This is a genomic window from Acidovorax sp. 94 (assembly GCF_003634645.1).
Taxonomy (GTDB): domain Bacteria; phylum Pseudomonadota; class Gammaproteobacteria; order Burkholderiales; family Burkholderiaceae_C; genus Acidovorax; species Acidovorax facilis.
Genome location: NZ_RBJA01000001.1, coordinates 1,195,333 through 1,207,870 on the forward strand (window position 1 = coordinate 1,195,333; position 12,538 = coordinate 1,207,870).

Annotated in this window: 12 protein-coding genes; 8 read left to right on the forward strand and 4 right to left on the reverse strand. The window is 64.9% G+C overall.

The features are described 5' to 3' along the window. The first annotated feature begins 411 nt into the window (after window positions 1-411). Window positions 412-897: a DUF3592 domain-containing protein gene (locus C8C94_RS26025; protein WP_370449739.1), complete on the forward strand. Its 486-nt coding sequence runs from the start codon at window positions 412-414 to the stop codon at window positions 895-897. A gap of 113 nt (window positions 898-1,010) precedes the next feature. Continuing rightward, on the forward strand, window positions 1,011-1,427 hold the full coding sequence (locus tag C8C94_RS05595) for a hypothetical protein (RefSeq protein WP_055401066.1): 417 nt from the start codon (window positions 1,011-1,013) through the stop codon (window positions 1,425-1,427). Window positions 1,428-1,790: 363 nt separating this feature from the next. On the opposite strand, the gene C8C94_RS05600 is transcribed toward C8C94_RS05595, so the two are convergent. Beyond that, window positions 1,791-2,753, reverse strand: a complete 963-nt coding sequence (locus tag C8C94_RS05600) for a LysR substrate-binding domain-containing protein (protein ID WP_121420025.1) — start codon at window positions 2,751-2,753, stop codon at window positions 1,791-1,793. A gap of 96 nt (window positions 2,754-2,849) precedes the next feature. Here C8C94_RS05600 and C8C94_RS05605 point away from each other — a divergent pair, with 96 nt between their 5' ends. The 4 genes from C8C94_RS05605 (at window position 2,850) to C8C94_RS05620 (ending at window position 8,038) form a co-directional block, all read left to right on the forward strand. Beyond that, entirely contained in the window at window positions 2,850-4,214 is a 1,365-nt protein-coding gene (locus C8C94_RS05605) for a D-serine ammonia-lyase (RefSeq protein WP_121420026.1), read from the forward strand. A 68-nt stretch (window positions 4,215-4,282) separates the two neighbouring features. Further along, window positions 4,283-5,269: a tripartite tricarboxylate transporter substrate binding protein gene (locus C8C94_RS05610; protein WP_121420027.1), complete on the forward strand. Its 987-nt coding sequence runs from the start codon at window positions 4,283-4,285 to the stop codon at window positions 5,267-5,269. A 42-nt stretch (window positions 5,270-5,311) separates the two neighbouring features. Beyond that, entirely contained in the window at window positions 5,312-6,871 is a 1,560-nt protein-coding gene (locus C8C94_RS05615) for an amidase (protein ID WP_121420028.1), read from the forward strand. A gap of 21 nt (window positions 6,872-6,892) precedes the next feature. Then, window positions 6,893-8,038, forward strand: a complete 1,146-nt coding sequence (locus C8C94_RS05620; protein WP_121420029.1) for an FAD-binding oxidoreductase — start codon at window positions 6,893-6,895, stop codon at window positions 8,036-8,038. A 33-nt stretch (window positions 8,039-8,071) separates the two neighbouring features. Here the strand turns inward: C8C94_RS05620 and C8C94_RS05625 are convergent, their stop codons facing one another. Continuing rightward, complete coding sequence (locus tag C8C94_RS05625; protein WP_121420030.1) at window positions 8,072-8,287, reverse strand: putative motility protein; 216 nt, start codon at window positions 8,285-8,287, stop codon at window positions 8,072-8,074. An 84-nt stretch (window positions 8,288-8,371) separates the two neighbouring features. Next, the gene (locus C8C94_RS05630) at window positions 8,372-9,787 is read right to left on the reverse strand and encodes a dihydrolipoyl dehydrogenase (protein WP_121420031.1); all 1,416 of its coding nucleotides are present in this window, start codon (window positions 9,785-9,787) and stop codon (window positions 8,372-8,374) included. A gap of 230 nt (window positions 9,788-10,017) precedes the next feature. Between C8C94_RS05630 and C8C94_RS05635 the strand changes: the two genes are divergently transcribed. Continuing rightward, window positions 10,018-11,136 carry an IS110 family transposase gene (locus tag C8C94_RS05635; RefSeq protein WP_121419543.1) on the forward strand — a complete coding sequence of 373 codons (1,119 nt, stop codon included), beginning with the start codon at window positions 10,018-10,020 and terminating at the stop codon, window positions 11,134-11,136. A 371-nt stretch (window positions 11,137-11,507) separates the two neighbouring features. On the opposite strand, the gene C8C94_RS05640 is transcribed toward C8C94_RS05635, so the two are convergent. Beyond that, window positions 11,508-12,101, reverse strand: coding sequence for a YigZ family protein (locus C8C94_RS05640; protein ID WP_121420032.1), 594 nt, complete (start codon window positions 12,099-12,101; stop codon window positions 11,508-11,510). A 216-nt stretch (window positions 12,102-12,317) separates the two neighbouring features. Here C8C94_RS05640 and C8C94_RS05645 point away from each other — a divergent pair, with 216 nt between their 5' ends. Beyond that, a complete protein-coding gene (locus C8C94_RS05645) occupies window positions 12,318-12,509 on the forward strand; it encodes a hypothetical protein (protein ID WP_121420033.1) in 192 nt (63 codons plus the stop codon). Window positions 12,510-12,538 lie beyond the last annotated feature (29 nt).

Below are 12,538 nucleotides of genomic sequence, written 5' to 3' on the forward strand. Positions count from 1 at the left end.
GAGGGACAGCCCTGAAGCGGGCTGCCCCTCACTTTTACGTTGAGCGTCTGCTTCCGTTCGCTTCCACGGACTGCACCTGGCCGGATTCTGCCTCACGGCGAAGGACGCTAGCGGGCCCTAAGCAGCCGGTGGACGAAACTGCCGCAAAGCTGCCGTTGACTCACTACCCACTGGCTTGACGTCCAAACCGCGCTGTCTCAGTGCCCGGTGCCTGCCTACTGGCAAGCTATAGTTTGCTGAGTTAAAGCCTGCCGGGTTTGTCGGAAATTTTATACCTGTGCTTTTGAACAGCGCACTGACCGCAAGCCCAATCTGCAAGCCATTTTCAGGAGGAATCAGTGTCCAGAATATCCCGCACGGTCCAGTTTATCCCGCAGGTTTTGCGGGATACATCACGTTAGGGCTCATTTCATGGGGCAGCCGAGTCCACGGTCGAAAACCGTAAGTCGCTGGGTCGTTGGTTTGTCAGCAGTAGCCAGCATTGCTGTGTCACTCCTGCAAACACCCGTCGCACTACGAGAGATGAGGGAGGACGCGTCGTTAACTGAAGACGGGGCCAAGACTCAAGGCAGAGTTGTGTCGCACGACCCCAGCTACGGAAAGTATGCTTACCGCTCGACCGCCATCGTCGGGTTTCGCGTAAATGATCGACCCTACGAAATCCAAGTTCGGGGGAGCGGTGCACTCCCTGAACGACTACCCCCCTGGACGGAGGTGGAAGTTCACTATCTGCCAAACAGTCCGTCAGTGTCGCGTGTCGTCGTGGATGGGGCGAGGACGAACCGTTTCGTGCTGTGGCAGTTCGCTGGGATATGGCTTTTGACGGTTGTTTTGGCTCTTGCTGCTTGTCTTCTGTATTGGCCCAAGGGTGGAGCGGCGCGCAAGAATGAGCCCTAACCATTCCATCGAGCGGACAGTCAACGGCGGGCGCCAGTGGTGCGCTTCGGCTATGCCATATGCGCCGTTGCCTGCCGCTCATGTCAAACGTTAGCTTGCAGAATGGAGCGCCTATGCGAGTTCGAACGCTCTTGATTGCCTCCGCCTTGGGCGTTGGCGTGGCATGGCTGGCGCTCAACGCTTTCGGACTCTGGGTGGCGTTCCATCCTTTTGGGCGCGATGCGGAGCGGACCGCTTGGCTTGTCCCGCTCCTTCAAGTCCTTTCCTGGTTGCCCTTTGTGGCCCTTGGAACCATCCTCACGTCCTGGTTGCTTCGCGAGCTTTCAGTGGTGGGTGGTTTTGCCGCCGGTCTGGCCGCCTCGGCCGCCGTACTTGGCGCTTCCTTTTACTACGCACCAGGCGAGAACCTCGTGGACGTCGCTTCACTCATGTGGCTCGACCTACTGTGCCCCGTGGCACTCTTCCCCGCTTTTGTCGGCCTGGTGGCTAACAGGTCGTTCAAGCAGACGCCGCACAGCGGCGCCGCTTAACGCCAACGTTGAGCGTCTGCTTCTTTCTGCCCCAGCTGACTGCTCCTGGCCGGAACCAGTCGTCCTCGTTATCTCAGACATTGCCGTCGCGACTGCTCGCGAGTGACATGCTGGGGCCTCCTGTCTCAAACTTTCGCCGTGAATGAGTGGGCCGCGTCACAGGACCAGTTGTCTCAGGATTCATTGGCCATGAACAGTCAAGAATCTGTCAAAAATAATAGCTGCTAGCGCTTGCTCAATAAGCGCTAGGGGCCCAAAACACCGAATATTTAGCCGTAGTATTCGCCTCGACTCACTGGGCACCACCTGACACCTAGTTGCTGGGTAGTGCGCCGGTTGGGCGTCGTTACCTGACCTACCCAGCTACCTCGCATCCTGCGGCTCTGGCAGCACCTGCGCCCGCTCCCCACAAAACCGCTGCGCCTCATCCCCCAACCAATCCCGCACCAGCTGCATCGCCGGGCTGGGGTGGGCGGTGGTCACAAACGAATACGCCGCCCGTGACAACACGCTACGCCCCAGCAGCGGAACCAAACGCCCGGCCTTCACGTCCTGCAGCACCAGCGCCGCGCGGCCCATGGCGATGCCTTGACCAGCCAGGGCGGCGCCCAGGGCCAGTTGCGACAGGTTGAACTGCTGGCCGCCTGCCCAGGGCGGGGGTGTGGCGCCCACCTGCGCAAACCAGAGTTGCCACTCTTCATAGGTGTCGGCGCCGTCCCAGGCGCTGCCGTCGTGCAGCAGCCAGTCGCCGTGCAGGTCTTGCGGCTGGGTGATGGGCGGGTGGCGGGCCAGGAACTCGGGGCTGGCCACGGGGATGAGCCATTCGTCCAGGAACACGGTGGCGTTCAGGTCGCGGTAGCCGCCCAGGTCAAAGCGCACGGCGGCCTCGATGCCGTCGCGCACCATGCGGGTGCGGTCCAGCGTGTGGAATTCGCCAAACACGCGCAGGCCGGTGTGCGGGTGCTGGCGAAAGAAGTCGCCCAAGCGGGGCGTGAGCCAGCTCATGGCAAACGAGGGTGAGCAACTCAAGGTGGCGGTGGCGGACTCGGGCGGCTGGCGCATTTGGGCCAGGGTGCTTTCGATGGCGTCAAAGCTCTCGCGCAGCACCACGGCCAGCCATTTGCCCTCGGGCGTTGGCACCAGCGCGCGCGGGGTCCGCAAGAAAAGCGGGCGGCGCAGCCAGTCTTCGAGTTGCTTGACCTGCTGGCTGACGGCGCCCTGGGTAATGCACAGCTCGGCCGCCGCCTTGGTAAAGCTGCCATGGCGGGCTGCTGCATCAAAACTGCGCAGCCAGGCCAGCAGGGAGGGGGAGAGGCGAATGTCCATTATTAATACTAATGCTGCGCTCACTATAAATGGCTTGTGACAGCGGCGTGACCGGCGAAGAATGCAGTCAAGACTTCAACGACTGAATGAATCTGTATGACGCCTGCTGAACGAACGCCTGCTGTGGATGCAATGTTGGCCAACCGTCTGCGCAATGCTCAGCCCGCGCTGTGGACCAACCCGGCCCGGCAGGCGCAACCCCCGGCTGCTTTGCAGGCGCAGGGGCAAAGCATTAGTCTGGATGATACGCAGGCCGCCGCCGACCGATTGGCCCGTTTTGCGGACCTGCTGGCGCAGGTGTTCCCGGAGCTGGCTGCCACCGGGGGCGTAGTGGAGTCGCCTCTGCTGCCCGCCTCCGCGTTGCAACCTGCGCTCGGTTTGGCCGAGGGGCAGGGGCGCCTGTTCATCAAGGCCGATCACAGCCTGCCCGTGGCGGGCTCCATCAAGGCCCGGGGCGGCATGCACGAGGTGCTTGAGTTTGCCGAGCGGCTGGCGCTGGAGCATGGGCTGGTACAGCCCGGCGGGGATTACCGTGCGCTGGCCACTCCGGCAGCGCGCGAGGTGCTGGGCCGCTACCAGGTGGCGGTGGGCTCCACCGGCAACCTGGGGATGAGCATTGGCGTGGTGGCGTCGGCCCTGGGTTTCCAGGCCACGGTGCACATGTCGGCCGATGCGAAGGAGTGGAAGAAGGACCGCCTGCGCCAGCGCGGCGTGCAGGTGGTGGAGCACACCGGCGACTACGAACGCGCCGTGGCCGCAGGCCGTGCCGAGGCGGCCAGCAACCCGATGTGCCACTTTGTGGACGACGAGCAATCGTTCTCGCTGCTGCTGGGCTACAGCGCGGCGGCGCTGCATTTACAGAACCAATTGGTGGAGCAGGGCGTGGCGGTGGATGCCGAGCACCCGCTCATCGTGTACCTGCCTTGCGGGGTGGGTGGCGCGCCAGCGGGCATCGCGTTTGGCCTGCGGCAGTTGCTGGGGCCGCATGTGTTTTGCTTTTTTGCCGAGCCGGTGCAGTCGCCATGCTTCATGGTGCAGATGCTGGCCGACACCACACCAGGGATGGGCGACCACCCCTCGGTGTACGACTGGGGTCTGACCAACCGCACCGAGGCCGATGGCCTGGCCGTGCCGCGTGCGTCGCTGCTGGCCGCCGACCTGATGCAGCCGCTGCTGTCGGGCGTGTTTACCGTGGCCGATGACACCTTGTTTGCGCAGCTGGTGCTGGTGCTCGATGCCCTGGGCGAGTGCATCGAGCCCTCGGCTGCGGCAGGCTTCAGCGGCCCGGCCATGCTGACGGGCACTACCGCCGGGCAGGCCTGGCTGCGCAGCACGGGCATCGACGCGGTGCTGCACAACGCCACACACCTGGTGTGGACCACGGGCGGCCTGCTGGTGCCCGATGCGCAGTACCAGGGCTTTGTGCAGCGCGGGCGGGCCGCGCTCGCGGCGCAAGGCTGATTGTTGTCATTCCCTGATTCGTCCATTTCTCTATCCCCCCAACCTTTGTCACCTTTGGAGAGCTCCCCATGAACCGCAAGCAACTGCTTTTGTCGTCCGCCATCCTCTGTGCTCTGGGGGGCGCTGCATGGGGCCCTGCCGTGGCGCAAGAGGCTACGTTCCCTTCCAAGCCCATCACGCTGGTGATTCCGTTCCCGCCCGGTGGAGCCACCGACGTGCTGGGCCGCCTCATTGGCAAGAAGCTGGGCGACAAGCTGGGCCAGAGCGTGGTGATCGACAACCGCGCGGGGGCGGGCACCACCATCGGCGCGGCCTATGTGGCCAAGGCCGCGCCGGACGGCTACACGCTGCTGATGAGCTCGGGCACCACCTTCACCGTGAACCCCGCCGTGCGCGCCAAGCTGCCGTACGACCCGGTCAAGAGTTTTGAGCCCATTGGCATCGCAGGGCGCACCAGCCTGATCCTGCTGGCCAACAAGGACGTGCCGGTCAGCGACGTGAGGCAGTTTGTGGCCATGGTGAAGGCCGCGCCCGACAAGTATTCCTATGGCTCGTATGGCGCGGGCACCACGTCGCAGTTTGCAGGCGAGATGTTCTTCCACGCGGCGGGCCTCAAGATCCAGCATGTGCCCTACAAGGGCAGCTCCCCCGCCATGGTGGACCTGATGGGCGGACAGATTCCGTTCACCGTCGATACCGTGTCGGCCGCGCTGCCCCAGCTGAAAGACGGCAAGATCAAGGCCATTGCCGTGACGGCGGGCAAGCGCTCGGCCCTGCTGCCCAAGGTGCCCACGCTCGCAGAAAGTGGCTACCCCGGCGTGGAGATGGACACTTGGCTGGCCATGGTGGCCCCACGCGGCTTGCCGCCCGCCGTCAAGGCACGGCTGGAGCTGACGCTGGCGCAGGTGGTGGCAGACCCCGAAACCCGCGACAAACTGATCGCCGTGGGGTTTGAACCGACCTATGCTTCTGCCAAGGCGGTGAGCGAGTTGATCGACAAGGAACTGCCGTTGATGCGCGCCGTGGCGCAGCGGGCGGCCATCACGGCAGACTGATCGGTCCCCAGCAGGCAAGCAAAAAAAGGAGACAAATTCGACATGACGACTTCACACAGCACCCTGGTCGAGCTGACCGCCAATGAACTGCGCCACCGCATCGGCACGCGGGAAGTCTCGCCCGTCGAGCTGCTCGACGCTTGCATTGAGCGCATCGAGGCCGTCAACCCGCATGTGAACGCCATCACCGCCACCTGCTACGACCGCGCCCGCACCGAGGCCAAGGCCGCCGAGCAGGCGGTGCTGCGTGGCGAACCGCTGGGCCTGCTGCACGGGCTACCACTGGGCGTGAAGGACCTCGAAGCCACGGCTGGGCTGCTGACTACCTACGGCTCGGAGATCTACCGCAGCAATATCCCGGCGGAGGACAACGTGCTGGTGGCGCGGCTGCGCGCGGCGGGCGCCATCGTCACCGGCAAGACCAACATCCCCGAGATGGGGGCGGGCGCGAACTCGCGCAACACGGTGTGGGGCGCCACCGGCAACCCGTTCAACCCGAACCTGAATGCCGGGGGCTCGTCGGGCGGATCGGCCGCTGCGCTGGCGTGCGACATGCTGCCGGTGTGCACGGGGTCGGATACGGGCGGGTCGCTGCGCATACCGGCGTCCATTTGTGGCGTGGTGGGCTTCCGGCCATCGCCCGGGGTGGTGCCCAGCTCGCGCAAGCTGCTGGGCTGGACCCCCATTTCGGTGGTGGGCCCCATGGGCCGCACGGTGGAAGAGGCCTGCTTGCAACTGGCCGCCACGGCGGGCATGTCGGCGGGCGACCCGCTGAGCTACCCGCTGGACCCGATGAGCTTCTTGTTGCCCGAAACGGTGGACCTGGGCCGCCTGCGTGTGGCCTACACCGAGGACTTCGGCGCCTGCGCTGTGGACAACGGCATCCGCGCCGTGTTCCGCCGCAAGGTGCAGGCCATGAAGCACCTGTTTGCCAGCTGCGATGCCATCGACATCGACCTGGGTGACGTGCACCGCTGCTTTGACGTGCTGCGCGCCGAAGCCTTTGTGGCCAGCACGCGCGAGGCCTATGAGCGCGACCCCACCAGCCTGGGCCCCAACACCCGCGCCAACTACGAAATGGGCGCTGCGATGACCCTGCTGGACAGCGCCTGGGCGCAGGCCGAGCAGACGCGCATCCTGGCGCGGTTCCAGAAGTTGTATGAGCAGTACGACGTGATCCTGGCGCCCACCACGCCCGTGTCGCCTTTTGCGTGGACGCAGCTGTTCGCCAGCCACATCAACGGCGAGCCGCAGGCCAACTACTACAGATGGCTGGCGCTGACCTATGTGACCACGTTGACCACGCACCCAGCGCTCAGTTTGCCGTGCGGGCTGGATGACGTGGGGATGCCGTTTGGTCTGCAGATCGTCGGGCGCTTTCGCGCCGACCGCCACACGCTGGGCGTGGGCCACGCGCTGGAGCAAGCATTCAAGGGCATCGCCGGGCTGGCCCGCCCACGGCCTGACATCGCCAAGCTGATGCAAACAAACGCCGAGCCCGCGCTGACCTCCATCGTGACCGGTGCGCCCGATCCGCGCGATGCGCGCAGCCTGCCGCGTGATGACCGTGCCACCTCGGCGGCGCAAGTGTCAGCGGTGTAATTCGAGCCAGGAGACAAAACCATGCAATCAGCGGACACCATCGTCATTGGCGCGGGCATTGCGGGTGCCTCGGTGGCTTGGCAGTTGGTACAGGAAAAAGCCGGTGGGGAGGGCGCCAGCGTGCTGCTGCTGGAGCGCGAATCGCAGCCCGGTTACCACACCACCGGCCGTTCGGCAGCGTTGTACATGGCTACCTACGGCACACCGAACATCCAGGCGCTGACGCGGGCGAGCCGCGCTTTTTACGACGCGCCGCCGCCGGAGTTCGGGTCAGACCCCATCCTCTCGCCCCGTGGCGTGGTCTACGTGGCCGGGCCGGACCAGCTCGATATGCTGAAACAGGCCTATGCAGAAGCCCACGCCATCTCCCCCAACGTGGAATGGGTGGAGCAGGCCGCACTGCTGGCCCAGTTGCCATGCCTGAAGCCCGAAGCCGTGGCCGCAGGCATGAGCGAGCCCGAGGCGGCCGACATCGATGTGCACGCGCTGCACCAGGGCTACCTGCGTGGCCTGCGCCAGCGCGGCGGCCAGGTGCTGACGAATGCCGAGGTCACGGCCCTGCTGCGCATTGGCGATAGCTGGCAGGTGACTCTGGCCGATGGCCGGGTGCTGCAGGCCAAAACCGTTGTGAACGCCTCAGGCGCCTGGGCTGACGTGGTAGCGGGCCTGGCAGGCGTGCCGCCCATTGGCCTGGAGCCGCGCCGCCGCACCGCCTTCACCTTTGCCGTGCCCGAGGACATGGACGCCACGCACTGGCCTGCGGTGATCGGCATCGACGAGAGTTTTTACTTCAAGCCCGATGCGGGCCAGTTGCTGGGCTCGCCCGCCAACGCGGACCCTACGCACCCGCACGACGTGGTGCCCGAAGAGCTGGACGTGGCCACGGGGATTTATCACATCGAGGAAAAAACCACCTTCCAGATCCGCCGCCCCTCCCACACTTGGGCGGGCCTGCGCTCGTTCGTACCCGATGGCGACATGGTGATTGGCTGGGACAACCATGTACCCGGCTTCTTCTGGCTGGCCGGGCAGGGCGGGTATGGCATCCAGAGCGCGGCGGGTGCCTCGTTGTTGGCCCGGCAGTTGTTGCGCGGCGAGCCGCTGGCCGAGGAGCTGGTGCGCGAGAAGGTGGATGTGGCAGGGCTGTCGCCTGCGCGGCTGAGGTAGTTGCGCGCCCCTTGCTCTGGGTTGTCGAGGGGCTCAGGCGAACGTGTTGACCTGGGTGCCCAGCGTGCCAGACGTTGCCAGCGCCGGCTGGGGCATGGACTGCTGCATGGCGTCCAGCATCGTGGCGGCCGACACGGCCTGCATGTCCAGCGCCTTCTTCAAGACCACCATGTTCAGCGCGTCCGACGTCTTGGCACTGGCCAGCGCGGTGGCGGTGTTGACGATGCTGTTGGTGAGGGCGACGTCCATGGTGGTTCCTTGGGGTAATGGGTGGATATCGGCAATTTGGGAAGTGGGCTTGAGGGGTGTTACATCTCTGCGTTGCTGAGACCTCTACTCCAGCGCGGCCACCCCAATGGCCGTGCACGTCGCCAAATCAGACTCGCGCCCCTGGGGCAATTGCCGTGCTGTATCCCGCAGCGCAGTGCGCAAGCCTTCTTCCAGCGTAGGGTGGTAGAACGGCATACCCAGCAGATCGTGCACGGTGAGTTTTTGCTGAATGGCCAGCGCGAGCAGGTGGGCCATATGTTCGCCTTGTGGGGCGCACATTTCAGCGCCCAGCAGGCGGCCGGTGGCCTGGTCGGCGTGGATGCAGATGCGCCCGTGGTTTTGCTGCGCGGTGCGGGCGCGGCCCTGGTTGTCAAAGCTGGCTGTGCCGGTGACGGTGTGGGCGGGGTCCATGTCGGCAAAGCGCTGGCCCACGGTGGCGATGTTGGGGTCGCAGAACACGATGCCCAGCGGGGTGCGGCGCTGAAAGCGTGTGGGGGTGTCAGCCAGCGCGTTCATGCCCGCAATGTGGCCTTCGTCGGCGGCCTCGTGCAACAGGGGGGCATGGGTGTTGGCGTCTCCGGCCAGAAACACGGGCAAATCGCCTATTTGCTGGGTTTGTGGATTGACGGTGGGCATGCCGCGCTGGTCCAGGGGCACCCTCAGCGTCTCCAGGCCCAGGTACTGGATGTTGGGCACCCGGCCCATGGCCGCGATGACCTGGTCCACCACCACGCGGTTGTTGCCACTGGTGACTTCAATGCCGCCGGGTACTTCACGCAACTGCGCTTCGGCCCCCATGTGCAGCACCATTTCCTGCTTGAGCAGCGCTGTCAGTTCGGCGTTGAGCACTGGGTCGCTCAGGCCCGCCAGCGTATCGCCCGTGGTGAATGCGGCCACCTGCAAGCCCAGCCGCGCAAGGGCTTGCGAAATCTCCACCCCAATGGGGCCCATGCCAATCACGGCAATGCGGGGGCCGAGGGTGCTTTGCTCGAACAAGGTGTCGGTGGTGAGCATGCGGTCGCCAAACGCGAGCCATTCTTCCGGCACGCTGGGGCGTGACCCGGTGGCGATGATGATGCTGCGGGTGGCGTAGGCGGTGCCGTCAATGTCCACCGAGTGGGGGCCCAGCAGGGTGGCGCGCCCCGACATCTGTGCGCTGCCCAGTTCGCTGGTGGCTTTGAGGGCACCGGCCACAAAGTCGTCGCGCAGATCGCGCACGCGCTGCAGCACGGCGGGCAGGTCGGCGGTCAGCGCGCTGGCACCCCGCAGGCCGAATTCTTCAAACGTATGGCGGCGGTGGAAGGCGTTGGCCGCCTCGATCAGTGCCTTGGAGGGCATGCAACCCACGCGGGCGCAGGTGGTGCCCCAGGGGCCTTCGTTGACGATGAGGTAGCGTTCTGTGCGCTTGCGCACTTCGCGCAGGGCGGCCAGACCGGCGGTGCCTGCGCCGATGATGATGGTGTCGAGCGGTTGGCTCATAGCGTCTCCTTAGCAGCCCGGTAAAGCTCTGAGTGTGGCTGCCTGCCGCTACAGCGCTTGTAGGCGTAAAGGCATTTGTTCCGAATCGGCGCCAGGTCCGGCTGGGCTGCCCCTAGACATCATGGTCGCCGCCCCTCGACTAGGCGGCCGGTCTCCCACATCGTAGGTTGCGTCCAAGGACGTAGAGCTACATGCTGTGACTTGCGTCGTCAGCAACAAGGAGACCGACCATGCAAGAGAGTAGCAAGATTCACGTGGGATTGGACGTCCACAAAGACAGCATCAGCATCGCAGCGGCCGAGCCCGGGCGCATGCCTGGGCGCCTGATAGGCAAGGTCACGCACGATGTGAACAAGCTGTTCAAGGTGTTGACCAAGGTCGGCAACGCCGATCAGCTGCACATCGTGTACGAGGCCGGGCCTACCGGCTTTGGCCTTCAGCGCGCCTTGCAAAGCAAGGGTTACCTGTGCGAGATCATTGCCCCCTCGCAGATCCCGCGCCGCCCGGGAGACAGGATCAAGACCGACGGGCGCGACTGCGTTCAATTGGCCGAGTGCTCTCGCGCTGGCCAGTTGAGCGCCGTGTGGATCCCCGACCCAGAGGACGAAGCGATCCGCGACCTGTCGCGGGCGCGCGAAGACGCGGTCAACACTCGCGTGCAGGCCCGCCACCAACTCAAGGGGTTCTTGCTGCGCCACGACGTGCGCTACACCGGCAAAACTTCGTGGTGCGGCGCCTACTACCGCTGGCTGGGAACACTGAACTTCGGTGCTGGCGCCACGCAGACGGCATTTACCGAATACTGGCAAGCCGTGACGGCAGCAGATGACCGTGTGGACCGGCTGACGAAGGCGCTACAGGCCTCGATCACTGGCTGGCGCTTTGAGCCCGTGGTGGCTGCGCTGCAGGCGCTGCGTGGTATTGCCGCGATCACGGCGATTGGTCTGGTGGCAGAGATTGGAGATCTGGGGCGCTTTGCGCATCCCCGCAAGCTCATGGGGTATCTCGGCCTGGTTCCCGCGGAGCACTCCAGTGGTCAGCGCACGAGCCGGGGCAGCATCACCAAGACAGGCAACGCACACGCCCGGCGGCTGCTGACCGAAGCTGCCTGGAACTACCGCTTCAAGGCGCGCATCGGCAAACAAGCGCAGATCAGGCAACAAGATCTGTCCGAGCCGATACGAAGGATGGCATGGACAGCGCAGTTGCGACTGACACAGCGCTTCGCGGCGTTGAGTGCACGTGGCTTGCAGGCCAACAAAGCCTGCATCGCCGTCGCAAGAGAGTTGGCAGGCTTCATCTGGGCCATCGGCATGCAGGCGCAGCGCGAGCAAGGCCAAACCATCTGAAAGAAAAGAGGCAGGACAAGCAAGCAGCAGGATCGATCTGGCGATGCGATACGGGCCACGATAGGGCAACCCTCGAGACTCCTACCAGGGCACCGCAAGGCAGATCCCCGACGCTAGAGCGAGGCAGGCCCACGACGAATCGATGAAGTGCTGGTAACCAATCCGCGGATATGAGTCTGATTCATCGTCGCTGCTAACGCTCGTGTCGCATCACCCGATTGATCCTGAGAGCACACCAAATGAGGCACTGACAGTATTGACAATGGCGACCATATGAGGAGGATGGGCGGCAGAAGGCATCGAAGCGAAACGCGCGAGACCGGTTTATCGCGGGTTGCAGCGATGCTCCCTCTGCAGCCCAAACTCCCAGCTCAGGCGTCGGGCTCGGTCCAGCCCACGCGGCCTTGGCCGCTGTTGTTGATGCGCAGCACAAAGGCGGCGGCCTGGGCCTCGGGCAAGCGCAACTGCAGCGTGACGAGCGTGCTGTGCTGCACGTTGATCAGCTCCGCACCCGCGGCCTCGATCTCGCGGCGCAGCAGCCCCTCCAGCGCATAGGGCACATGGCACTGCAGGGTTTTCATGCGTTGCAGCGTGACCTTGGGCGCGGTCAGCAGGGCCTGGGCAATGGTGTCGGTGTAGGCGCGCACCAGTCCGCCTGCGCCCAGCTTGACGCCACCAAAGTAGCGCACCACGGTGGCCAACACGCCTTCCAGGTCCTGGTGGCGCAGCACGTCCAGCATGGGGCGGCCTGCCGTGCCACCAGGCTCGCCGTCGTCCACCGCCGCCGACTGTCCGCCCGCCAGCAGCGCCCAGCAGATGTGGGCGGCGCCGGGGTGCTGCTTCCACAGGGCATCCACCGTCGCCTGCGCACTGGCACGGTCGGCCATGGGTTGCACACAGCCGATGAAGCGGCTTTTCTTGATGATGATTTCGCTGTGCGCGGGCGCAACCAGGGTCTGTGACATGGGGCGAAGAGTTTACGGCGTGGCGGATTCGGCCGATTTGTGGCGTGCACCGTGCCGTTTGTCGCGATAAGCGCGCCCTTCGTGACAAAACCGTGTTGTTTGTGCGTTCTGTCACACCTGCAAAAGGCGCTCGTTCCTACACTTGAGGCTTGTTGCTGTGGCCTAACCTGCTGCTACCGATTTGAAAGCACTCAGGCCATCAGAAAAGGAACTGCCATGTTTGCCGCACCATTTACCGCACCCCTGCATGAAACCCTCGCCAGCCACGTTTTTGGTCGGTTGATGCCCCAGCGCGCGCAGCCAAGTGTGGCGGAGGCGGTCATGGCCCCAGTGCAGGCAGCATCCGTTGTGGAGGACGATGCGATCCCGGACTTGGCCCAGCGGGTGCGCGAAGTGGGGGAGTGGTAACCAAAAGCGCCGGGCTGCCGGGCCGTGCA

Coding starts and splice junctions, on each gene's coding strand:
- C8C94_RS05620 (WP_121420029.1), top strand. CDS start 6,893: ATGCAATCAGCGGACACCATCGTCATTGGCGCGGGCATTGCGGGTGCC.
- C8C94_RS05645 (WP_121420033.1), top strand. CDS start 12,318: ATGTTTGCCGCACCATTTACCGCACCCCTGCATGAAACCCTCGCCAGC.
- C8C94_RS05595 (WP_055401066.1), top strand. CDS start 1,011: ATGCGAGTTCGAACGCTCTTGATTGCCTCCGCCTTGGGCGTTGGCGTG.
- C8C94_RS05625 (WP_121420030.1), bottom strand. CDS start 8,287: ATGGACGTCGCCCTCACCAACAGCATCGTCAACACCGCCACCGCGCTG.
- C8C94_RS05600 (WP_121420025.1), bottom strand. CDS start 2,753: ATGGACATTCGCCTCTCCCCCTCCCTGCTGGCCTGGCTGCGCAGTTTT.
- C8C94_RS05605 (WP_121420026.1), top strand. CDS start 2,850: ATGACGCCTGCTGAACGAACGCCTGCTGTGGATGCAATGTTGGCCAAC.
- C8C94_RS05615 (WP_121420028.1), top strand. CDS start 5,312: ATGACGACTTCACACAGCACCCTGGTCGAGCTGACCGCCAATGAACTG.
- C8C94_RS05640 (WP_121420032.1), bottom strand. CDS start 12,101: ATGTCACAGACCCTGGTTGCGCCCGCGCACAGCGAAATCATCATCAAG.
- C8C94_RS05630 (WP_121420031.1), bottom strand. CDS start 9,787: ATGAGCCAACCGCTCGACACCATCATCATCGGCGCAGGCACCGCCGGT.
- C8C94_RS05610 (WP_121420027.1), top strand. CDS start 4,283: ATGAACCGCAAGCAACTGCTTTTGTCGTCCGCCATCCTCTGTGCTCTG.
- C8C94_RS26025 (WP_370449739.1), top strand. CDS start 412: ATGGGGCAGCCGAGTCCACGGTCGAAAACCGTAAGTCGCTGGGTCGTT.
- C8C94_RS05635 (WP_121419543.1), top strand. CDS start 10,018: ATGCAAGAGAGTAGCAAGATTCACGTGGGATTGGACGTCCACAAAGAC.